Source organism: Calidithermus roseus, assembly GCF_003574095.1.
GTDB classification, from domain to species: Bacteria; Deinococcota; Deinococci; order Deinococcales; family Thermaceae; genus Calidithermus; species Calidithermus roseus.
This window is the reverse complement of record NZ_QWLA01000023.1, coordinates 23697-43864: the sequence shown is the minus strand read 5'-3', so window position 1 is coordinate 43864 and position 20168 is coordinate 23697. Positions and strand designations below refer to the sequence as shown.

Genomic DNA, 20168 nt, shown 5'->3' with positions numbered 1-20168 from the left:
GGCCTCGACCTCGAGGCGGGTGGGCAGCGAGGTCGAGGCCTTCCTGAGCGAGCGCAGCGCTTGAAGGTCGAGGCGCGGGAGCTGGGCGTGGACCTGCTTCAGGTCGCCGGGTCAGGCCCGGCCTACCGCATCTCCGAGAGCGACGTGCGCCGCTACGCCGAAGGTGGTGCCCCTGCGGCTCCTGCCGGTGTCCCCGTTACCGTCCCCGCCCCCACCCTGCCCGACTTCAGCAAGTTTGGCCCTACCCGCCGCGAGGCCATGTCGGGCGTCCGCCGGGCCACGGTGCGCTCGATGGCCCAGGCCTGGAGCACCATCCCTATGGTCACGCACTTCGACCAGGCCGACGTGAGCGAGATAGAGGCCCTGCGCAAGAGGTACGGGCCCAGGGCCGAGAAGAAGGGTGGCAAGCTGACCATGACCGCCATCCTGCTGAAGGTGGCCGCGGCAGCGCTCAAGGCCTTCCCCAAGTTCAACGCCTCCATCGACACCAGCACCAACGAGGTGGTGTTCAAGGACTACATCCACATCGCCGTCGCCGTGGACACCTCCACGGGTCTGCTGGTGCCGGTGATCCGCGACGTGGACAAGAAGGGCGTGATCGCGCTCGCCGTCGAGCTGGGCGAGATCGCGGCCAAGGCTCGAGACCGCAAGCTCACCCCCGAGGAGATGCAGGGCGCGAGCTTTACCATCTCCAACCTCGGCGGCATCGGCGGCAGCGGCTTTACCCCCATCGTCAACTGGCCTGAAGTCGCCATCATGGGCGTCTCCCGCTCGGAGATGCGGCCCGTGTGGAACGCTGAAAAGGGCACCTTCGAGCCCCGGCTGATCATGCCCTTCAGCCTCACCTACGACCACCGCCTCATCGACGGTGCCGACGCCGCCCGCTTCTGCCGCTTCGTCGCGGAGATGCTGGAAGACCCCTTCCTGCTGGGCTTTGAAGGCTGAGCCCTCGGTGGATTTCCCCTTGGAGCCTGATCCCAACGACAAGAGGGCGGCTGCGCTGCCCTCTTCCTCCTCGAGCAAGGTCGAATGGCGCAGGTGGGCCAAGAGAGCCCGCTCGAGGCTTTCCATCTCCGAGCTTTCACAGCCGATGAACGCCCACCTGGCCGCGCTGCTGGCTCAGCACACGGTGCGGCACGTCCTGCTCTACAGCGCCTTCGGCCACGAGCCCGACCCGGCAGGGGTGAGGGAACTGTGGCCGGCGCAGTACTACCTGCCCCGCACCGAGGGATTGGAATTGCGGGTTCACCCCTTGCCCGCGCCGCTGATCAAGCACCCCTACGGCTTCCTCGAGCCCTCCCCCACCGCCCCCCAGGCCGAGCCTGGCGCGCTCGAGGCGGTGGTGCTGCCGGGGTTGGCCTTCGACCTGCGGGGATATCGGCTGGGCTATGGGCAGGGGTTCTACGACCGCTTCCTGCCCACAGTCCCCCAAGCTCTCTGGATTGGATTCATTCCCCAGGATTTGATCGTGCCAGCGCTGCCTACCGACCCCTGGGACCTGCCCGTGCACTACCTGGTCAGCGAGCAGGGCGTAACCGCTTGTTACTCCCGGACAAGCTAAGGCGACCCCCACGGCTTACACCGCCGAATCTGCGTGCCAGACAACACAGAAGCAGCACATACAACTCATGGGTTGGCTGCCCCTCCCACCCCCCAGCACTTGTGCAGGTTGGCCTTACCAGATAACGCCCCCTATTGTCAAATCTCACAGGGAAGGGCAATTGCGTGCCCCTAGACTGGCCTGGATGGTCATACGTGGCGTGCTCTTCGATCGTGACGGGGTTCTTCTCGAGTCCAACGATGAAACCTACGACCACTTCGTGCACTGGTTGGCCAGCTATGGCCCCACGCCCAGCCAGGTGATGCGCGAGGTCAGGCGGGTGTCGGAAAGGCAGCTCGAGAAGATCCGCAAGCTGGAGATAACCACCCCCGAAGCTGAGAAACAATACTGGCTAGAATCGGCCCAGAGTCTGCTGGACAACCTGGACATCGGCTCCAAGGGACCCACCCCACAGGAGATCGCGGTGCTGTGGCCGTACTACCGCTTCCTCAAGCCGGTGCGCGGCGTGGCACGGGTGCTGCGGGAGTTGCGCGCTCAGGGCCTGGTGCTGGGGGTGCTGTCCAACGCTCTGCCCTCACTGCGGGAGAGCCTGGCCTACCACGGCCTGGACCTGAGCTTCCAGCACTTCTTCGCCTCCAGCCGCATGGGGGTGGCCAAGCCCGACCCCAGGGCCTTCGAGATGGCCGTAGCCCAGATGGGCTTGACCCTGGGCGAAGTGATCTACGTGGGGGATAACCCCCACCACGTCGAATCCGCTCGACGGCTGGGGATGCCGGCCTACTCGATGCAATCGCAAGGAATCCCCGATCCGCGCAACAGCTTTCACCTGCTGTGGCAGCTCGAGGACCTGCTGTCACTGGTCTCCTGAGCACACCATGAACCGACGGGAGGCTGTGCGGCCTCCCGTCGCGCTTTGCCATGGCTTTTAGGACGAAGGCCGATCCGAGGTGAGGTCCACGGGCAGCTTGGCCTCTTCCTTCTCGTCGACCATGTAGATCTGGGTGTAAAAGATGGCGGCGATGGCGGCCCCCACCAATGGCCCCACCCAGTAAATCCAGTGGTCGGCCCAGCTCCCGCCGATGATGGCCGGAGCCAGCACCCTGGCCGGGTTCATGGCTGCTCCCGAGATGGCCCCTCCGGCCATGATGTCCATGACGATGGTCAGGCCAATGGCAAAGGCTGCCACCGGCAGTTTATGGTGCAGCGCGGTCGCGAAGATCACCAGCACCAGGAAGAAGGTCAGGACGATCTCGGCCACCAGGCCCTGCGGCGCGCTGAAGCCCAGCCCCACCGCCGGGGTGCCCTTGGCGACCGCCTCGCTGCCATACAGCCCCGCCAGCAAGGCCGCCGCGGCCAGCCCACCCAGGAACTGGCTGACCCAGTAGCCGATGGCCGGGCCAAGCTTGATGTTTCCCGTGATCAGCATGCCAAAGGTCACCGCCGGGTTGAAGTGCCCGCCTGAGGCGTGTCCCACAGCCAGGATCATCAAAGCAATCGCCAAACCATGGGCCAGTGCCACCGCAGTCAGTTCCCCACCCTCGGTAACGTGAATGGCTCCAACCCCGGCGAAAACCAGGGCAAAAACACCGATGAACTCTGCAATAAACGCCTTCATCGTTTTCCTCCTTCGCATCCAGAGCCCTCTCAGATGGAACCCATTGGTTTTACATCACAGCGGAACTATATCATGGGAGTGTGGTTGGGCGATTCCGTCGGCTGCTGCGAGCTTTTCTACCCTCGCTGTGTCAGCCGGACGATGCCTGGGCGCTCGAGCGCCTTTCCCCCGAGGAGGTTACGCTCTACCAGGCCATGGACGTGCGTGACCGCGAGCACGCCCTCGAGGTAGCTCAAACCCTGCTATCCCGCCACCCCGACGCCCCGGACTACGTCGTGCGGGCCGCCCTGCTGCACGACAGCGGCAAGGCCCTAAGGCCCTATCACCCTCTCGAGCGCATTCTGGTGGGCCTGTACAGCCCCCCTGTTCCCGCCGAGCCCCTCAGAAGTGGGATTTACGGCGCCTGGCAGGTGCGCCGCCACCACCCGGAGTACGCCGCAAGGCGCATCAGCGATGAGCGCGTGGCCGCGATCGTGCTCGAGCACCACCATCCCCAGAGCCTGTGGGGAAGGCGCTTACATGCGGCGGATCAGGAGTTTTAGGAAAATATCAACAATTCGATTGAACATAGCGAGAACAGTCTCGCAGTCAGGGCTTTTCAGGCTTGCCAATCTTGGTGCATCCAGATAAGATTATTGCTAGAGTTCCATAATATCTAGGTGATAAGGAGTCCACATGTTCGACGAAGATCGCATACAGCAAGACTCGCCAGCCTGGGTCGCCTTCGTACAGATCTGCTTTGCGATATCGCTAGGCTGTACGGCCTTGGGGGTCATCTTCCTTCCCGTAAACCTCTGGGTTAAGGGTTATTTAGGGATGGGCCTGCTCTTTACCGTCGGCTCGACGATCATCCTCTCGAAAACCCTGCGCGACCAGCACGAGGCTCGAAAGCTGATCAAGCGCATACGGGATGCTAAAACCGAAAAAATCCTGACCGAGTTCGAGAAGGTAAGTTGAGGCCTTCACATGCCCAACTAAGCCCCCTTCAACGGGTTTACTTCCATCCTGGGGCCCCCCAAAGGGCTCAATTCGCCTCACTGGGAGATCGGCCATAATGGGAAGCTTCCCGTACGGTTTCCATATTCGGAAAGCTACTCCTCGCTGAAGTCCATGCCCATGATGCTGTAGCCGGCATCCACGTAAACCGTCTGCCCGGTGGTGCCGCTGGAGAGCGGCGAGAGCAGATAGAGGCCCAAGTTGCCCACCTCCTCGTGGGTGATCATGCGCTTGAGGGGAGCGATGGCGTTGTACTTGGCGGTCATCTTGCGAAATCCGGGAATGCTCATGCTGGCCACGGTGCGAATAGCCCCCGCCGAAACCGCGTTGACGCGCACGTTTTTGGGCCCCAGGTCGTAGGCTAGGTAGCGCACGGTGGCCTCGAGGGCGCTCTTGGCGATGCCCATGACGTTGTACTTGGGCACCACTTTCTCCGCGGCGTAGTAGCTGAGCGTCACCACCGAGGCCCCCTCGTTGAGCAGCGCTTCGGCCTCGCGCACCACCGCCAGCAGGGAGTAGGCCGAAACCTGCAGGGCCAGCGTCCAGTCTTCGCGGGTGGTCTCGATGTAACGGCCTTCCATCGCAGGCCGGGGTGCGAAGGCGATGGAGTGCACCAGGCAGTCCAGGCCGCCCCAGGCCTCCTTGAGGTCGGCCATCATGGCCTTGATGGCTTCCTCGTTGGTCACGTCCACTTCGTACAAGCGCACCCCGTGCATGCCGGTGGTAAGCTTTTCGATCTTCTCCCTCAGCCGTTCACCCTGGTAGCTGAACGCCAGGGTAGCCCCGGCCTGGTGCAGTTTCTGGGCAATGGCCCAGCCCAGGCTGCTCTCGTTGGTCACGCCCATCACCAATGCTTTTTTGCCCGACAGGTCGATCGGAACCATAGTGATGAGTATCTTATCCCACTCCCCACCAAGCCAAGCCCGCGGCTCGAGCCGCCCGAAGCACCTTTACTGAATCTTTAGTGATAACGTTTGCAATATTTTGTTCGACTCAAGAAATACCAAGTTGAAATATCCCGCTGGGGACATTCATCTCTATTTGTGTTCGTGTAGGCTTTGTGATACAAATTGATGCATCCCTTAACCCCAACGTCGCAAGTCAAGCAAAAGGAGGACCATATGTCACCGAAACAACCCAAAATTAAGATGGGCGAGAAGGTCGAATGCCGTTGGGTTCCGGGGACACTTGACCGGGTGCGGTTGCTTCTGGAGGACAGGGAACTCGAGGTCGGCATCGACCAGTTCGAGCGGGTGCTGGGCGGGCACGCCCTGCACGATCTCTACCTCAAGGGCGTGGTGCGGCTGAGCCTCGACGCACAAGCCCGCCGCAGGCTGATCAGCTAAAGCTTTACCAGGCTGCGGGCCACCCTTCAGGGGGTGGCCCACTTGCTTCAAGCGGGCCCACCGGAGGGTCGTAGAATGCCCTCATGTTGAGCGACCCTGAATCTCTCAAGCGCTTCGGGGACAAGGCATATTGCCTGTGCCACCTCGAGCGCACCCGCCGGGAGTTGTTGCACCAGCTCGAGGCCATCCCCGAAGAAACTTTTTTTCGCCAGCCCGATCCCGAAACCTGGAGCGTCGCGCTACTCATGGAGCACGTCGCCCTGGCCGAGGGCTCCTTTGCCCGGGTTATTCGCCGCCTGCGTCGCATCGCGCAGGGGGAAGCGCTCGAGGCGGTTACAGTGCCTGCCGGAGAACTCAAGGGGGGTAAGGCCCAGGCCCCAGCCATCATCCGCCCCAAGGGCGGGCTGAGCAAGGCCCAGATCGCCCAGTTGCTGGCCGAACAACGGGCCTTCCTGCTGGCAGAGGTGGAGAAGAGCGGCGAGCTGCTCGAGCACCCCGCGACCTTCCCCCACCCTTTCTTTGGCGAGCTGAACGGCCTGGGATGGCTACAGACCGCCGTCTTCCACGAGCGTCATCACCTCGCCCAGATCCCCACCCGCCTCGAGGGTACGTAATTTCCTTGTCCAGGCCGGGCTTCTTGCATACCACTTTACATTTTTGCATATCCGGTTATATTAAGGATATCAGCGGCCGAGAGCCGCGATTTTTTCGTTAGGCGCAGGTGGTGCGTCTTACGTCGTACGCCCTACGCAAAATGCTAAACGCTTTGGCCCTCGGCCAGTAGCTCCCCTCGCTAGTTCAACCACCGGCTCCGCTGGTAAGGGCACTCGGCCATGTGGGGGCATTTGCGCCGTCCCTGGCGGAGGGCTTCTACTTCGGCGTTGTTGAGCCGGTCGCCGCAGAGGGGGCAGCGCAGGCGGCTCGAGCTGCCGGGGACGGGCGCGCTGCCGAAGCGCTTGGGCCAGAAGGCCCGGCCGATGCGGAAGAGGAAGTACACCGCGAGGCCGAGGATGAGGGCGGCGAGCAGGATGTCCACCAAATCATCTTACGCAATGCACCATGAGCATCTGGCATGCCATGTGTGACGCTCTAGCGTATTCCTCGAGCGCGTGGGCGATCCAGCTGCCGTCCGCCCGATGGCGTAGATGGCCATCCCTGCACCGGTGGGCAGGTTCAGCACCCGCGCCAGCACCGCCAGGGTCATGTCGATGGTGGGTTGTTCAGCCAGTTCGTGCCGCAGCTAGGCTACGAGTTCGCGCACCAGGGCCATGGTGAGGGTGTCCTTGCAGCGCGCGCCCAGGGTTTGCAGCAGCGCCAGGCCGCGTGGGTCGCCCTCGGAGTAGATCCTGTGGCCGAAACCAGGAACCCCTTCGCTACTTCCCAGTGGATGTTTGCCTGTGGCATCGACACGAGGCCGAAAAATCGCGTTTCGCGCATGGTGCGAATGGAGTGGAGTTCTTGAAGTGGCCGTGGGCTTAAGGGGTATAGTAATTGGCGAATGGTTATCAAGATCTGAAATGGGCCGACGTACGGGACTCGTCGCGCCGTGGGTTTTCCCTCCATTAAACCCCGACTCCAGGAGGTGCGAATTGACGCCCATCAGCTGCAACGGGAGCAAGGTCACCAGCCAGAGCACGTTGGCGTCGGGCCGCTTTACAGGCGGTCAGGGTCCTCCTGGGCTGGCTCCAAGGCTCGGATTCGGAGAGGGCTTTTGAACATCAGGAGGCGCTATGGCAGAGAAGGTCAGGATCAGCGTCACGGTCAACGGGGTCCAGCACACCAGCGAGGTGGAGCCCCGGCAATTGTTGGTGCATTACCTGCGCGAAACCCTGGGGCTCACCGGCACCCACATCGGCTGCGATACCAGCCAGTGCGGGGCCTGCGTGGTGCACGTGGACGGCCAGGCGGTTAAGTCCTGCACGGTATTTGCCGTGCAGGTCGATGGTTCGTCGCTCACCACCATCGAGGGGCTGGCCAAGGATGGCCATTACCACCCCGTTCAGGAAGGCTTCTGGGAAAAGCACGGTCTGCAGTGCGGCTTCTGCACCCCCGGCATGATCATGGCGGCGGTGGATTTGCTCAAGAAAAACCCCAACCCCAGCGAGGGGGAAATTCGCCACGCGCTCGAGGGCAACCTCTGCCGCTGCACCGGCTACCAGAACATCGTGCTGGCCATACAGTACGCCGCTGCCAAGCTGCGCGGCGAGCCGGTGACGGGAGCGGTGGCGGACGACTAGAGATGCCGATGGCGGGTGGCGAAAAAGCTATTCGCGCTGAGCCATCAGCGCGACCGAAGGGAGCACAGACATGGCCGATGTAACCAAGATGGTCGGCAAAGCCATTAAGCGCCGCGAAGACCCCAAGCTGATCCAGGGACGGGGAACTTTCATCGACGACATCAAGCTCCCCGGCATGCTCCACGCGGCGGTGGTGCGCAGCCCCTACGCCCACGCCAAAATCAAGCGCATCGACGTGTCCAGGGCCCTGGCCCACCCCGGCGTGGTGGCCGTGTTCACCGGCGAGGACATGATGGACATCAACCCCATGCCCGCGGCCTGGCAGGCAGGCGGGGTGAAGAGCAACGCCGTAACCCCCAGGGCCCTGGCCGTGGGCAAGGTGACCCACGTGGGCGACGGGGTGGCGCTGGTGGTGGCCGAGGACCGCTATACCGCCCGCGACGCCGTAGAGCTGGTCGAGGTGGAGTACGAGCCCCTGCCAGCGGTGGTGGACGCCCGCAAGGCCACCGAGCCCGGCGCTCCCCTAATCCACGAGGCCGCTCCCAACAACATCTGCATGGAGTGGGAGTGCGGCAGCAAGGAGAAAGCCGATGCCGCCATCGCCAGCGCCGAGGTGGTGGTCAAGGAAGAGATCATCAACCAGCGCCTGATCCCCACCCCCATGGAAACACGGGGCTGCGTGGCCCGCTACGATGCGGCCACGGGTGAGTTCACGCTGTGGATGACCTCGCAGGCCCCGCACGTTCACCGCCTGCTGCTGACCGCGTTCGTGTTCGGCATCCCCGAGACCAAGCTGCGCTGCATCGCGCCCAACGTGGGAGGCGGCTTCGGACAGAAGATCTTCTGCTACGCCGACTACGCTTTTACCATGTGGGCCGCGCGCAGGCTGGGCCGCCCGGTCAAGTACGTCGAGGAGCGCTCGGAGAACTACAAGGCCTCGACCCATGGACGCGACCACGTCACCGAGGTGGAGATCGCCGGGACCCGTGATGGCAAGGTCACGGGGCTGCGCGTGAAAACCTGGGCCAACCTGGGCGGGTACTTCTCCACCATCGCCGGGGGGATCCCCACCACCCTCTACGGGCGCATCATCACCGGGGTGTACAAGATTCCCGCCGCCCACGTCAAGGTTTGGGGCGTGTACACCAACACCGCGATGGTGGACGCCTACCGGGGCGCGGGCCGCCCCGAGGCCAGTTACCTCATCGAGCGGATGATGGACCGCTTCGCCGCCGAGATCGGCATGGACCCAGCCGAGGTGCGGCGGAGAAACTTCATCCAGCCCCAGGACTTCCCCTACGACAACGGCCTGGGCATGCTGCCTTACGACAGCGGCAACTACGAGCCCGCCCTGAATAAGGCCCTGCAAATGGTGGGTTACGAGAACTTCCGCAAAGAACAGGCTGAAGCCCGTAAGCAAGGGCGCTATCTGGGGCTGGGCATCAGCTCCTACGTGGAGATCTGCGGGGTGGCCCCCAGCGCCTGGATCGGCGCGGTGGGCCAGGGCTGGGGCGCGGGCTTGTTCGAAAGCGCCAACGTGCGGGTCCACCTCACCGGCAAGGTGGTGGTGACCACCGGCTCGCTGCCGCACGGACAGGGGGTGGAGACCACCTTCGCCCAGATCGTGGCCGACGAGCTGGGCGTGCCTTACGAAGACGTGACCATCGAGTGGGGCGACACCCTGGCGGCCCCCTTCGGCTACGGCACCTACGGCAGCCGCAGCCTGGCGGTGGGCGGCACGGCAGTGCACAAGAGCGTGCAGAAGATCAAGGAGAAGGCCAAGATCATCGCCGCGCACATGCTCGAGGCCGCTCCCGAGGACATGGTCTTCGAAAACGGCAAGGCTTACGTCAAAGGCTCCCCCGACAAGGCCAAGACCCTGGCCGAAATCGCCCTGCAAGCCTCGCTGGCCTACAGCCTGCCGCCGGGGGTGGAGCCTTTCCTCGACGAGACCACCTACTACGACCCGCCCAACTGCACCTTCCCCTTCGGCACCCACATCGCCATCGTGGAGGTGGACGCGGAGACGGGCAAGGTAGAGCTCAGGCGCTACGTGGCGGTGGACGACGTGGGCAACATCATCAACCCCCTGATCGTGGAGGGCCAGCTTCACGGCGGCATCGCCCAGGGCGTGGCTCAGGCCCTCTACGAGCACGGTTACTACGACGAAGACGGCGAGCTTCGCAGCTCCAACCTGCTCGAGTACGCCGTGCCCACCGCCGCCATGCTGCCCAGGTACGAATTGGATCACACCGTCACCCCTTCCCCCGTCAACCCCATGGGCGTGAAGGGCGCGGGAGAGGCCGGAACCATCGCCAGTGCACAGGCGGTGATGAACGCCGTGATCGACGCCCTTTCGCCCTTCGGCATCAAGCACCTGCAAATGCCGGCCACCCCGGAAAGGGTCTGGCGGGCCATCCAGAACAGCCGGCAGATGCGCCAGGCCGCTGATTAGCGTCGTGCGTCATACGCCGTACGTCCTATGTCAAGAGCATCCGGCGTACGACGTACGACCCAAACGGAGGTTCCATGTACACCGCTCCTTTTACCTATCACCGGGCCCAAAGCCTCTCCGAGGCCCTGCAGATGCTTCAGCAGAACCCCGAGGCCAAGCTGCTGGCAGGAGGCCACTCGCTGATCCCGGCCATGAAGCTGCGGCTGGCCACCCCCCCGGCCCTCATCGACATCTCCAGGGTGCCCGAGCTGAGGGGCATCCGCCGCGAGGGCAACACCCTCGTCATCGGCGCGGCCACCACCTATTACGAGATTGAAAGCTCGGAGCTGGTCAGGCAAAGCATCCCCGCCCTGCCCGAGGCCATCGAGCAGATCGGCGACCCGATGGTACGCAACAAGGGCACCATCGGGGGCTCACTGGCCCACGCCGACCCCGCCGCCGACCTCCCCGCCGTGGTGCTGGTCCTGGATGCAAAGCTGAAAATCCAGGGACCCGGCGGGGCGAGGCTGGTAGACGTGGATTCCTTTTTCCAGGGCATGTTTACCACCGCCGTCGGACCAGGCGAAATCCTCACCGAGGTCCACGTCCCCCTGCCTCAGGGCGTTGCTCGGATGGCGTACGAGAAGTTCCCCCACCCCGCTTCCCGCTACGCGGTGGTGGGGGTGGCGGTGGCGATCGGGCCCAATGGAGTGCGGGCCGCGCTCACCGGCGCGGGCGACCACGCCGTGCGCCTGAGCAAGCTCGAGCAGGCCCTCTCCGGCCAGCCTCTCAACGCCCAGAGCATCGAGGCCGCCTGCCAGAACCTGGTGGACGCTGGCGAGCTGATGGGCGACCACAACTTCTCCGCCGAGTACCGCGCCCACCTGGTGGACGTGCTGGCCAAGCGGGCGCTGCTGCGGCTGGTTTAGCGCTCGGGGTCGAGGGCTGAATGCCGGGCGTGGGTCGTACGTCCTACGTCGTACGCAAAACGCCAAACGCAAGACGCGAAACGCCAGACGCTTGCCCCCCTTAGCAAGGGGGCTGGGGGATACCCCTCCCCGCCGGCGGGGAGGGACGGGGTGGGGTAACCACAGGCCACTAGCTGACGGCTGACCGCTGATGGCTGAAAGCCAAGTGTCGCTCGTCTTGCGTTCGGCGCTGGCCGTTGGGCGAAAATAGAGCCATGATGCCCTCCACCGTCGAGGAAACCCTCGCCTCCCTCGAGGCCCACCGCTACATCGCCGACAAGGGGCTGGCGGTCTCGGTCTTCTTAGCCCTCAAGCTGGGGCGGCCCCTGCTGCTGGAGGGTGAGCCCGGCGTGGGTAAGACCGAGATCGTGAAGGTGCTGGCTGACATGCTCTCCACCCGCCTGATCCGCTTGCAGTGCTACGAGGGCCTGGACGTGAGCAACGCGGTCTACGAGTGGGACTACGCCCGCCAGATGATGCAAATCCGGCTGCTGGAAGCCTCGGGCGAGCGCGAGGCGGCTAAAGTGCGCCACGAGGTCTTCAGCGCGGAGTTCCTGCTCGAGCGCCCCCTGCTGCAAGCGCTGAGGAGCGTGAATGGCAAGGCCCCGGTGCTGCTCATCGACGAGCTCGACCGCGCCGACGAGGAGTTCGAGGCTTTCTTGCTCGAGTTCCTCTCCGACTGGCAGATCACCATCCCCGAAGTCGGCACGGTCAAAGCCGAGAAACCCCCGGTGGTGGTGATCACCTCCAACCGCACCCGCGAAATCCACGACGCGCTCAAGCGCCGCTGCCTGTATTTCTGGATCAACTACCCCTCCTTCGAGAAGGAATACCGCATCGTGCGGGAGAAGGTGCCCGGCGTGCCGGAGAAGCTGGCGAGGCAGGTGGTGGCCTTCGTGCAGGAGTTGCGCAAGGAGGACCTCTACAAGGCCCCTGGGGTGGCCGAGACGCTGGACTGGGCCGCCTCGCTCTTGGCCCTGGACGCGACCCGCCTCGAGCCAGGGCTCGTCGAGGAGACCCTGGGTGCGCTGCTGAAGTACCAGGACGACGTGATCAAGACCAAGAGCATGGCCCACGACCTGCTCGAGCGGGCCCAGAGCAACGCCCTCAGCCCCGCATGAACCCTTCCCTCCCCAGCGGCCACCTGCTAGCCCACGTGGTGCGCTTCACCCGGCTCCTGCGCGAAGGGGGGGTGGTGGTGACCCCGGGCCAGACCATGACCTTCGTCCGCGCCCTCGAGCAGATTTCCATCCTCGACGCCGGCAGCTTCTACTACGCCGCCCGGAGCAGCCTGCTCACCCGGCGGGAGGACTACGAGCGCTTCCACACGCTGTTCCTGCGCTTCTGGCAGGAGTTTGGTAGCGAGAACAGCCTGAGCGAGTTGTTCAAGGACGCGCGGGGGCTGCTGCCCGCCAAACCCCGTCCCCGCCCGCTGGAAGTGGCCTCGGTGCCCCGCTCGGGCGAGGCGCAATCCGATAAGCCGCCCGTTCCCCTGGTGGACCGCAGCCTCACCTACAGCAGCGACGAAGCCCTCAGGCAGCGCTCTTTCGAGGCCATGAGCGCCGAAGAACTCGAGGCCGCCCGCCGAGTGCTGCAAAACTTCGACTGGCGCATCTCCGAACGCCCTACCCGAAGGCTCCAGCCCGCCGGATCGGGGGCCTTGCTCGACCTGCGTCGCAGCTTTCGCAAGGCACTGAAGCACCAAGGTGAGTTCGTGCGGCTGGCCTGGCGCCAGCGCAAGAGCAAGCCCCGCCCGCTGGTGATCCTCGCCGACGTCTCGGGCTCGATGGAGCGTTACGCCCGTATGCTGCTGCACTTCCTGCACGCCTTCGCCCAGGCCCAGACCCGCCAGGGCCTGCGCACGGTGGAGGCCTTCGCCTTCGGCACCCGGCTCACCCGCATCACCCGCCCCATGAAAAAGCGCAGCGTGGACGCAGCTTTGCTCGAGGTGGGCCGGTTGGTGCGGGACTGGTCGGGGGGAACGCGCATCGGGCAAAGCCTGCACGAGTTCAACCGCACCTGGGCCAAGCGGGTACTGGGCCGGGGCGCGGTGGTGCTCATCGTCTCCGACGGCTGGGACCAGGGCGACCCCGAACTGCTGGCCTTCGAGATCGAACGGCTGCAGAAATCCTGCCACCGCCTGATCTGGCTCAACCCCCTGCTGGGCACTCCCGGCTACCAGCCGCTGACCCGTGGCCTGGTGGCCGCCCTGCCCTTCGTGGACGACTTCTTGCCCGTGCACAATCTCTACAGCCTCGAGCAACTCGCCCGGGCCCTGGAAAAGCTCCCCCAGCGGGGCGGAAGTCGGCGCTCGGGTCTGGCTCACCCCGCGAGCTGAGCGGCTGTGGTTATGCTTAATACATTATTAAGTATGCTAAATAAGCTTTGAACATATCGCAGTGCTCGAGGTATCCTACGGCGCTATGAACCCAGCGGGCGCACCGATCGATCGTTGAGGTATGCGGTGAGGCGTCAGGCCAGCATGGTCTTTATCCTGGTCAGCGTCCTGATCAACGTGATGGGTTTGGGGCTGGTCATCCCGGTCCTGCCCAAGCTGATCGAGCACCTCGCCGGAAGTGTGCAGGCGGGGGCCTACTACAACGGTATTTTCATCGCCATTTACGCCGCCATGCAGTTCGTCTTCGCCCCCATCCTGGGACGGCTGAGCGACCGCTATGGCCGCCGCCCGGTGCTGCTGGCAGCCTCCTTCGGCACCGCGCTGGACTACCTCATCGCCGCCGTTACCCCTGCCCTGTGGCTGCTGTTCGTGGCCCGGCTGGTCGCGGGTATCCTTGGGGCGAGCTTCAGCACCGCCAACGCCTACATCGCCGACGTCTCCAGACCCGAGGAACGGGCCAAGAACTTCGGCCTCATCGGCGCGGTGTTCGGCCTGGGCTTCATTCTGGGGCCGGGGATCGGGGGCATCCTGGGCCAGATCGACCTGCGGCTGCCCTTCTACTTCGCCGCGCTCTTGTCCTTTGTCAACGGGCTGTACGGCTGGTTCGTGCTTCCGGAGTCGCTCAAGCTGGAGAACCGCAACCTGAGCCACACCTCCAACAACCCCTTCGCCGCGCTAAGCATCCTGAAGCGCACCCCGCTGCTGCTGGGCCTCAGCGGGAGCGTGATCCTGATCAACCTGGCCTTCCAGATCCTCCAAACGGTGTGGGTGCAGTACACCACCTACCGCTTCGAGTGGAGCATCCTCCAGACCAGCCTCTCGCTGGTGCTGGTGGGCGTCACCGCGGTGGCGGTGCAGGGAGGGCTGGTACGCCTCATCGTGGGGCGGCTGGGTGAGCGGCGCTCGGTGCTGCTGGGGCAGGGCGCGGGGATCGTGAGCTTCACCCTCTACGGCCTGGCGACGCAGGGCTGGATGATGTACGCCACCATCCTGCTGGGCTCCATCGGCAACGTGAGCCAGCCCGCCAGCCAGGCTTTGATCTCGAGGTCGGTCTCCGCCCGCGAGCAGGGGGCCGTGCAGGGCGCGCTGAGCGCCCTGGTGAGCCTCACCGGCATGGTGGGCCCGCTCTTCGGCGGCTTCCTGCTAGGCCAGGTGGCCCGCGCCGGGGTGCCCACCTGGATGGTGGGAATGCCCTTCTTCGTCGGAGCCTTGCTCTACGGCCTGGGCTTCGTCAACACCTGGCTGACCTTCCGCCGGGTACCGCCGGGGGAGGCGGAAGAGGCGCCGGTTGCGACGCCGGTGGCGGAACACGCGTGACGACTCCTCGGACTTCAGTCCGAGGCTTTTCGGTTCTCACGGGGCTGCTTGTGCAGCGCCCATCCCCGAAGGCCCCGTCCGGGCCTGTTGTGTGGTTTTCCATACCGATGTTGAGGCTCTTCCCCTTCTTTCACCGGGACGGTCCCGTTCAAGGTTTTACGCGGGGAACGAGGGTTTGCTACCGTCATGACCAGGCAAACACTTTGTCCCCGCAACCCCCTACCTCGACTTTCAAGGTACTCGGGGAACGCTGTCCCCAAGGGGATTATAGCCCCCCACACCCCCCTCTTCTAAAGCTGCGCTCGGATTGCGTCTGCGTCGGCCTGGGAGTAGCCGTAGAGCGTGACTTCCAGGCTTTCATCTGCCGCGCGGAGTTCCTCGAGCATCACCCGGATCACCTCGTCGCGTGGCAACCCGGCTACCCCCGTGCCCAGCAGGGGGAAGGCTATGGTTTTGAGGCCGTGCTCGAGGGCCAGCCGCAGGGCGTGGCGGGTGGCGGAGCGCACGGTTTCGAGGGTGGCGGGCTCGTCGCCCATGGCCGCCGCGTGGATGACGTACCGGACCGGCAGGCGGCCCGCGCCGGTGATGGCGGCCTCCCCTACCCGGATTTTGCCGTGGCGATCGCACTCCTCCTGGATCTCGGGGCCGCCCTTGCGGTGAATGGCCCCCGCCACCCCGGCTCCCAGGATCAAATGGTTGTTGGCTGCGTTGACGATGGCATCCCCCACGAAGTCGGTGATGTCGCCCTGGGCGACGTGGATGCGGGCCATGAGACGATTGTAGCCTCACTCATCAGCCCGCAGGAGTAGCTCGGCTTTGGGGCTCGAGGCGGGCGAGGGTAAGGGCGTAGTCGGCGGAGTTGAGCGCGTCCACGCGCTCGAGGCGCCGGGCCAATTCGAGGTCGATGACCATAGCAGTTCCTACAAGACGTAGTGCTCGTAGGGGTTCTCGTGGGGCGGGCCGTCGGAGATCCACAGCTCGAGGGTGCTTAGGTTCATGATCACCGAGGCCACGGTGCGGTAGGGCTCGCCCAGCTCGTACTCCTCGGCGCTGGCGGTGCGGCAGACGGCGTAGGGTGCGCCGTCGCGGTCGCGCAGGGCGTCTTGCAGGTCGGCCAGGCCCGGCTTTTCCAACTGCCGCAGGCGCTCCTCTAGCCGCCGGTGGCGGTGGCCGGAGCGGTCGAGCCACTCGATGGGCGGCACCTCGATGCCGTGGGCCTGGGGGTCGAGGAAATGGTTGGCGTGGACCAGTTGGCGCTCGTCCTGCCAGCGCACCACCTTGGCGGGGGAAACCTCGAGGTCTACGGCCACCTCCCCCTGCCCCAGCAGGAAGTTGCCGGAGGCGGTGCGCGGGGCGGCGCTCACCTTGGCCTCGGCCTCGGCCAGCGTGCGCGAGCGCAGGGCCTCGTAGGTGCGCAGGTGGAAGGGTTTGCCCAGCCCCGCCCAGTCGTCGCCCACCGCCACCAGCCCGTTGATGCACAGGCCCAGCCCGTAGGAGTTCAGGCCGATCTTGCCCCCGAAGATCCCGGCCTCGGTGAAGGCCAGCACCCGCGTGCCGTCGGGCTCGGTGACGTGCTGGAGGGCACCTCTGGCGTCTTCGATCCAGTCCCAGTTCTGACCCATCCACAACGCTCCGTCGGCGCTGTGGGCGGGCAGCAGGGCGAAGGCGGTGCAGCCGTCGGGGACCTCGCGGCCAAACTGGTGGTAGAGGATCTCGTAGCGCACGTTGAGGGTGGCGATGTCCACCAGGCTCTGCCCCGAACCCGTCGCGATGCCCTCGAGGCCCTGGGCATAGGCCGGGCTCTGCTGGCGAATGGCTCCCAGGTAGGTCTCTCCGCGCCGCCGGGCCTCGGCAGGTGGCAGTTTGCCCTCGACTTCGAAGCGGCGGAAGTAGACCTCGAGGTTGTGCGCGATGGCGTCGGCCAGGGCCCGGCCCTGGGTGAGGCCCTGGTCGTAGGACGAACCGGAAAGTCGGACGTAAGGCAGGCTCATGAAATCTCCGTTTGGAAAGGCTATCAGCTATCGGCCATCAGCAAAGTACTCCAGACCATAACCGACGGAATTGGCGGGTGTTCGTGGGAACCGCTCTGAGCATAGTATTCTCCTTCCAGCATGCGTGTACCGTTGCCTCAACTCTTCACGGCCTTCTTGTACATCGGCCTCACCGCCTTCGGCGGCGGGGGCACCGCCCACATCTACGAGCTCATGGTGGTGCGGCGGGGCTGGCTGAGCGAGCGGGAGTTCCTGGAAACCACCGCCGTGTGCCGGGTGCTGCCGGGGCCGGTCTTCGCCAACCTGGCGGCCCACCTGGGAGCGCGGCTGGGCGGGGCGCTGGGCGGGTTGGTGGCCCTGGCGGGGGTGTTGCTGCCGGGCTCGAGCCTGATGCTCCTGCTGAGCCTGGCCTACTTCCGCTTTGGGGCCCAGCCGGGCTCGAGCGCCGAAGGGGCTTTGAGCGGGGTGGCGGCGGCGGCCATCGGCCTGGTCCTGGCGACCATGCTGCGCCAGGTCAGGGTGGGGTTGGACTCGCTCAAGGCCATCCTGCTGGCCCTGGCGGTGTTCGTGACCTATGGCCTGCTGCATTGGTCGCTGCTGCTGGTGCTGCTGCTCACCGTGCCGGTGGGGGTGGCGCTGTACTGGCAGGAGGCCGAGTGAGCGAGGGGCTCGAGGTCTTCTTTACCTTCCTGCGCCTGGGGCTGGTGAGCTTTGGCGGGGGCATGGCCAACCTGCCCGAGATGGCCCGAGTCCTCATCGCCAAGGGCTGGGTCACGCCCCAGCAATTCGCCGACGGCTTCGCGATGGGCCAGTTCGTGCCGGGGCCCAACATGCTGGCGGTGGTGTTCTACGGTCTCAGCGCGTGCGGGCCGGTCGGGGCCGTGGCCGCCGCGCTGGGGATGTTCCTGCCGGGGGCCACGGGGGCCATCTTGCTGGTACACGGCTGGGAGTGGATGGCTCGCGCCCGCTGGAGCCGGGCTCTGCGCATGGCGCTGGTTCCGGTGAGCATGGGCCTGTCGGCCAGCATGCTGCTGGTGCTCATCGAGTTGGGGCTCGATAGCCTGTGGGGCCTCGCGCTGGTGGGGCTGGCAACGCTGCTGATTTACCGAGGCGCCAACATCCTCGCGATCATGCTGGCGGGGGGTGTGCTGGGCCTGGCGTTCACTTGGCTGCGCTGAAGCTGCGCTATCATCAGGGTGCGGAACAACCGCGCGGAAGGAGGCGCTTATGCCCCATCCCAGGATAAGGTGCCGGCACTGCGACCAGGTCATCGTGGTGCCCAACATGGAGTTCACCGACCGCCAGAGCTTCGAGGACAGCGATATCTCCGAGGTGCATACCTTCTGCCCCCACTGCGGCAGGCTCAACATCTGGAACAAGGACGAGGTCATCAATTCCGCTGAATTCCCGGTGAGCGTGTCCTGGAGGTAGCTGCCCCAGACCGCCGTCGCCACGGTCACGCTTCGAAAGCTCACAGCCGCTCTTTGGGGTGCCACTCGAGCCCCCACATGCGCTCGCTGAGGCGGAACCCCACCGACTCGTAGATCTTGATGGCCACGTAGTTGGGGTCGGCCACCATCACCAGGCTCTGGGCCCCCATCTCGCGCAGGCCGATGCGGGCGGCGTGGTACACCAGCGTGCCGCACAGGCCCTGGCGGCGGAAGAGCGGGTGGGTCTCCACGGTCTGGAAGCGGCCCAGCCCGTCCCACACGAACAGGCCCAGCGTGGCGGCCAGGCGGCCCTCGAGGTAGGCGCCGAACCACTGCCCCAGCCCTGCCGCGATCATGCGGCGGTACTCCTCGGCCTTACGGACCGCGAAGTCGCGGTAGCCCTCTCCCTCGCGCTTCTCGGGCGGCTCGGCGGCGTTGACGGCCAGCGCCAGCTCGACGCGCTCCTCCCAGTCGGCGTCGCTCAGCAGGGAGCGCACCTCGCAGGCGAGGTTGAGCTTGGGGGGCTGGACCACGCTGCGGGCGCTGAGCACTGCGCTTTGCTCCAGGCGGAAGCCAGCCTGGAGGAAAGGCCCCACCGCTCCGGGCTCCGAGCCGTCCCAGCCAAAGGCGAAGTGGGTGTAGGCAGGCGGGGTCCCGATCTCGCGGGCGAAAAGGGCCTTCCAGCGCTCGAGGTCGCCCTCCCGTGGGGGCCGGTCGAAGATCAGGAAGTTGCCCCAGCGGTAGCCGGGGTTGCGCGGGGTGCGTACCACAAGGTAGTGCTCGCGCTCGACCACCTCCCCCTCGAAGCGGCGGAACAGCAGGTCGGTGCGATAGCCCAGCGATTGCAACTGCATGACGGGTGCTCCTTGATGGGGGTGCCGGGGCGGGCGTTCAGCCCTGGCGGAAGACTTTGACGAAGTCGATCCAGGCGGGCTGCTTGACGAAGCCCAGCGCCTCGTTGATGGCGAGCATGGGCCGGTTATTGGATTCATTGCCGGTGCGAATCTCGCGGGCCCCGTGCTCCTGGGCGAAGCGGATGCCCTTGAGCTTCAAGGCCAGCGCCAGCCCCTTGCGCCGATAGGCCCGGCGGGTCCCGGTCAGGCCGGTGGCCAGGTAGTCGCCGTCGGTCTTCCACAGGGTGCTCAGCGCCACGTACTCCCCGCTCGAGACCTCCACCGCCACGAAGTGGGCCTCGGGCAGGTAGTACCGGCTGTCGAAGACCCACTTGCAGTACTCCTCGAAGGACACCTCGCTCATGGCCTCGGGGCGGGGCACGTCGAGGCGGGCCTCGAGCCAGAGGTCGTAGAGCTTGCGCCGGTGCTGGGGGTCGGTCTCGAGTTCCTTCAGGCTCTTGAGCTCGAAGCCCGCCCCCTCCACCGCCTCGATGCGGCCCGCCCAGGGCGCGAAGTCGAAGGCGGCCACGTCGAGGCGCGACTCCCAGTAGCGCATCCTCTCCTCGTAGCCCAGCTTTTGCAGCCAGGCGAGGGCTGCGGCCTGGTCCTCACGGGCCGTGCTGAGGATGGAGATGGGGTCGTGGGGCTCGAGGGCCTCCATCAGCCGGGCATAAAGGGCCTTGCCGATGCCCTGGCCGCGGAACTCGGGCCGCACCGTGACCCAGGCCGCGAACTTCTGGGGGTGGTACATCCCCTCGAGCTGGGTGTATTCGGCGTGCCCCACGACGCGCCCGTCGAGTTCGGCCACGAAGCGCCCCCACTTGATCTCGGGGGCGTGGTCGTCGTCCTCGCGCAGCCTGGCCTCGGTGTGGGCCTCGTCGGGCCAGGCCGCGTTGGAGACCTCGGCAATCGCGGCATAGTCACGCTCTTCAAAGGGGCGAATGCTCAGGTTGAGGGTTTTCATACTTCCTCCGGTGGTCGG

At 65.4% G+C, this 20168-nt stretch carries 23 protein-coding genes; 16 read left to right on the top strand and 7 right to left on the bottom strand.

Features of this window, described 5'->3' with window-relative positions; genetic code table 11:
- From Mrose_RS07580 to Mrose_RS07570, 3 genes are all read left to right on the top strand, one after another.
- Window positions 1-945, top strand: a 945-nt coding sequence (locus Mrose_RS07580) for a 2-oxo acid dehydrogenase subunit E2 (protein ID WP_119277041.1), incomplete at its 5' end; no start/stop codon positions are given.
- Between the two features lie 7 nt (window positions 946-952).
- The gene (locus Mrose_RS07575) at window positions 953-1561 is read left to right on the top strand and encodes a 5-formyltetrahydrofolate cyclo-ligase (protein ID WP_245969692.1); all 609 of its coding nucleotides are present in this window, start codon (window positions 953-955) and stop codon (window positions 1559-1561) included.
- A 184-nt stretch (window positions 1562-1745) separates the two neighbouring features.
- A complete protein-coding gene (locus Mrose_RS07570) occupies window positions 1746-2429 on the top strand; it encodes an HAD family hydrolase (RefSeq protein ID WP_182482723.1) in 684 nt (227 codons plus the stop codon).
- A gap of 57 nt (window positions 2430-2486) precedes the next feature.
- On the opposite strand, the gene Mrose_RS07565 is transcribed toward Mrose_RS07570, so the two are convergent.
- Window positions 2487-3194 carry an MIP/aquaporin family protein gene (locus Mrose_RS07565; protein WP_275052655.1) on the bottom strand — a complete coding sequence of 236 codons (708 nt, stop codon included), beginning with the start codon at window positions 3192-3194 and terminating at the stop codon, window positions 2487-2489.
- A 62-nt stretch (window positions 3195-3256) separates the two neighbouring features.
- On the opposite strand from Mrose_RS07565, the gene Mrose_RS07560 reads away from it, so the two are divergent.
- Together Mrose_RS07560 and Mrose_RS07555 are read left to right on the top strand one after the other, a co-directional pair.
- Window positions 3257-3718 (top strand): HD domain-containing protein, encoded by a 462-nt coding sequence (locus tag Mrose_RS07560; RefSeq protein ID WP_182482722.1) that lies wholly within the window; start codon window positions 3257-3259, stop codon window positions 3716-3718.
- Between the two features lie 133 nt (window positions 3719-3851).
- Entirely contained in the window at window positions 3852-4133 is a 282-nt protein-coding gene (locus Mrose_RS07555) for a YiaA/YiaB family inner membrane protein (protein ID WP_119277028.1), read from the top strand.
- A 134-nt stretch (window positions 4134-4267) separates the two neighbouring features.
- Here the strand turns inward: Mrose_RS07555 and Mrose_RS07550 are convergent, their stop codons facing one another.
- Window positions 4268-5056, bottom strand: coding sequence for an enoyl-ACP reductase FabI (locus Mrose_RS07550; RefSeq protein ID WP_119277026.1), 789 nt, complete (start codon window positions 5054-5056; stop codon window positions 4268-4270).
- 237 nt (window positions 5057-5293) lie between these two features.
- Between Mrose_RS07550 and Mrose_RS18570 the strand changes: the two genes are divergently transcribed.
- The gene (locus Mrose_RS18570) at window positions 5294-5518 is read left to right on the top strand and encodes a hypothetical protein (RefSeq protein WP_147371585.1); all 225 of its coding nucleotides are present in this window, start codon (window positions 5294-5296) and stop codon (window positions 5516-5518) included.
- A gap of 83 nt (window positions 5519-5601) precedes the next feature.
- A complete protein-coding gene (locus Mrose_RS07545) occupies window positions 5602-6132 on the top strand; it encodes a DinB family protein (RefSeq protein ID WP_119277024.1) in 531 nt (176 codons plus the stop codon).
- Between the two features lie 179 nt (window positions 6133-6311).
- Here Mrose_RS07545 and Mrose_RS07540 read toward each other — a convergent pair whose 3' ends face one another.
- Window positions 6312-6554, bottom strand: a complete 243-nt coding sequence (locus Mrose_RS07540) for a hypothetical protein (RefSeq protein WP_119277022.1) — start codon at window positions 6552-6554, stop codon at window positions 6312-6314.
- A gap of 694 nt (window positions 6555-7248) precedes the next feature.
- On the opposite strand from Mrose_RS07540, the gene Mrose_RS07530 reads away from it, so the two are divergent.
- The 6 genes from Mrose_RS07530 to Mrose_RS07505 all read left to right on the top strand — a co-directional run bounded on the left by Mrose_RS07530 (window position 7249) and on the right by Mrose_RS07505 (window position 14872).
- A complete protein-coding gene (locus tag Mrose_RS07530) occupies window positions 7249-7755 on the top strand; it encodes a (2Fe-2S)-binding protein (protein WP_119277019.1) in 507 nt (168 codons plus the stop codon).
- A 70-nt stretch (window positions 7756-7825) separates the two neighbouring features.
- A complete protein-coding gene (locus Mrose_RS07525) occupies window positions 7826-10210 on the top strand; it encodes a xanthine dehydrogenase family protein molybdopterin-binding subunit (RefSeq protein WP_119277017.1) in 2385 nt (794 codons plus the stop codon).
- Window positions 10211-10284: 74 nt separating this feature from the next.
- Entirely contained in the window at window positions 10285-11118 is an 834-nt protein-coding gene (locus tag Mrose_RS07520) for an FAD binding domain-containing protein (protein ID WP_119277015.1), read from the top strand.
- A 254-nt stretch (window positions 11119-11372) separates the two neighbouring features.
- The gene (locus Mrose_RS07515) at window positions 11373-12278 is read left to right on the top strand and encodes an AAA family ATPase (protein ID WP_119277013.1); all 906 of its coding nucleotides are present in this window, start codon (window positions 11373-11375) and stop codon (window positions 12276-12278) included.
- Window positions 12275-13495 carry a vWA domain-containing protein gene (locus Mrose_RS07510; RefSeq protein ID WP_119277012.1) on the top strand — a complete coding sequence of 407 codons (1221 nt, stop codon included), beginning with the start codon at window positions 12275-12277 and terminating at the stop codon, window positions 13493-13495. Before Mrose_RS07515 ends, Mrose_RS07510 begins: the two co-directional genes overlap by 4 nt.
- Window positions 13496-13621: 126 nt before the next feature.
- The gene (locus Mrose_RS07505; RefSeq protein WP_119277010.1) at window positions 13622-14872 is read left to right on the top strand and encodes a TCR/Tet family MFS transporter; all 1251 of its coding nucleotides are present in this window, start codon (window positions 13622-13624) and stop codon (window positions 14870-14872) included.
- Window positions 14873-15162: 290 nt separating this feature from the next.
- Here the strand turns inward: Mrose_RS07505 and Mrose_RS07500 are convergent, their stop codons facing one another.
- Together Mrose_RS07500 and Mrose_RS07495 are read right to left on the bottom strand one after the other, a co-directional pair.
- Window positions 15163-15642: a macro domain-containing protein gene (locus Mrose_RS07500; RefSeq protein ID WP_119277008.1), complete on the bottom strand. Its 480-nt coding sequence runs from the start codon at window positions 15640-15642 to the stop codon at window positions 15163-15165.
- A 150-nt stretch (window positions 15643-15792) separates the two neighbouring features.
- Window positions 15793-16863: a C45 family autoproteolytic acyltransferase/hydrolase gene (locus Mrose_RS07495; protein WP_119277006.1), complete on the bottom strand. Its 1071-nt coding sequence runs from the start codon at window positions 16861-16863 to the stop codon at window positions 15793-15795.
- A 120-nt stretch (window positions 16864-16983) separates the two neighbouring features.
- On the opposite strand from Mrose_RS07495, the gene Mrose_RS07490 reads away from it, so the two are divergent.
- From Mrose_RS07490 to Mrose_RS18565, 3 genes are read left to right on the top strand one after another with little or no spacing between them, the layout of a single operon-like run.
- A complete protein-coding gene (locus Mrose_RS07490) occupies window positions 16984-17523 on the top strand; it encodes a chromate transporter (RefSeq protein ID WP_119277004.1) in 540 nt (179 codons plus the stop codon).
- Complete coding sequence (locus tag Mrose_RS07485; RefSeq protein WP_119276997.1) at window positions 17520-18041, top strand: chromate transporter; 522 nt, start codon at window positions 17520-17522, stop codon at window positions 18039-18041. Before Mrose_RS07490 ends, Mrose_RS07485 begins: the two co-directional genes overlap by 4 nt.
- 49 nt (window positions 18042-18090) lie before the next feature.
- Window positions 18091-18294: a hypothetical protein gene (locus Mrose_RS18565; RefSeq protein ID WP_147371584.1), complete on the top strand. Its 204-nt coding sequence runs from the start codon at window positions 18091-18093 to the stop codon at window positions 18292-18294.
- A 40-nt stretch (window positions 18295-18334) separates the two neighbouring features.
- Here Mrose_RS18565 and Mrose_RS07480 read toward each other — a convergent pair whose 3' ends face one another.
- Entirely contained in the window at window positions 18335-19147 is an 813-nt protein-coding gene (locus Mrose_RS07480) for a GNAT family N-acetyltransferase (RefSeq protein WP_119276995.1), read from the bottom strand.
- Window positions 19148-19184: 37 nt separating this feature from the next.
- Entirely contained in the window at window positions 19185-20150 is a 966-nt protein-coding gene (locus Mrose_RS07475; protein ID WP_119276994.1) for a GNAT family N-acetyltransferase, read from the bottom strand.
- Window positions 20151-20168 lie beyond the last annotated feature (18 nt).

Coding starts and splice junctions, on each gene's coding strand:
- Mrose_RS07570 (WP_182482723.1), top strand. CDS start 1,746: ATGGTCATACGTGGCGTGCTCTTCGATCGTGACGGGGTTCTTCTCGAG.
- Mrose_RS07565 (WP_275052655.1), bottom strand. CDS start 3,194: ATGCGAAGGAGGAAAACGATGAAGGCGTTTATTGCAGAGTTCATCGGT.
- Mrose_RS07555 (WP_119277028.1), top strand. CDS start 3,852: ATGTTCGACGAAGATCGCATACAGCAAGACTCGCCAGCCTGGGTCGCC.
- Mrose_RS07550 (WP_119277026.1), bottom strand. CDS start 5,056: ATGGTTCCGATCGACCTGTCGGGCAAAAAAGCATTGGTGATGGGCGTG.
- Mrose_RS18570 (WP_147371585.1), top strand. CDS start 5,294: ATGTCACCGAAACAACCCAAAATTAAGATGGGCGAGAAGGTCGAATGC.
- Mrose_RS07545 (WP_119277024.1), top strand. CDS start 5,602: ATGTTGAGCGACCCTGAATCTCTCAAGCGCTTCGGGGACAAGGCATAT.
- Mrose_RS07530 (WP_119277019.1), top strand. CDS start 7,249: ATGGCAGAGAAGGTCAGGATCAGCGTCACGGTCAACGGGGTCCAGCAC.
- Mrose_RS07525 (WP_119277017.1), top strand. CDS start 7,826: ATGGCCGATGTAACCAAGATGGTCGGCAAAGCCATTAAGCGCCGCGAA.
- Mrose_RS07520 (WP_119277015.1), top strand. CDS start 10,285: ATGTACACCGCTCCTTTTACCTATCACCGGGCCCAAAGCCTCTCCGAG.
- Mrose_RS07515 (WP_119277013.1), top strand. CDS start 11,373: ATGATGCCCTCCACCGTCGAGGAAACCCTCGCCTCCCTCGAGGCCCAC.
- Mrose_RS07510 (WP_119277012.1), top strand. CDS start 12,275: ATGAACCCTTCCCTCCCCAGCGGCCACCTGCTAGCCCACGTGGTGCGC.
- Mrose_RS07500 (WP_119277008.1), bottom strand. CDS start 15,642: ATGGCCCGCATCCACGTCGCCCAGGGCGACATCACCGACTTCGTGGGG.
- Mrose_RS07495 (WP_119277006.1), bottom strand. CDS start 16,863: ATGAGCCTGCCTTACGTCCGACTTTCCGGTTCGTCCTACGACCAGGGC.
- Mrose_RS07490 (WP_119277004.1), top strand. CDS start 16,984: ATGCGTGTACCGTTGCCTCAACTCTTCACGGCCTTCTTGTACATCGGC.
- Mrose_RS18565 (WP_147371584.1), top strand. CDS start 18,091: ATGCCCCATCCCAGGATAAGGTGCCGGCACTGCGACCAGGTCATCGTG.
- Mrose_RS07480 (WP_119276995.1), bottom strand. CDS start 19,147: ATGCAGTTGCAATCGCTGGGCTATCGCACCGACCTGCTGTTCCGCCGC.
- Mrose_RS07475 (WP_119276994.1), bottom strand. CDS start 20,150: ATGAAAACCCTCAACCTGAGCATTCGCCCCTTTGAAGAGCGTGACTAT.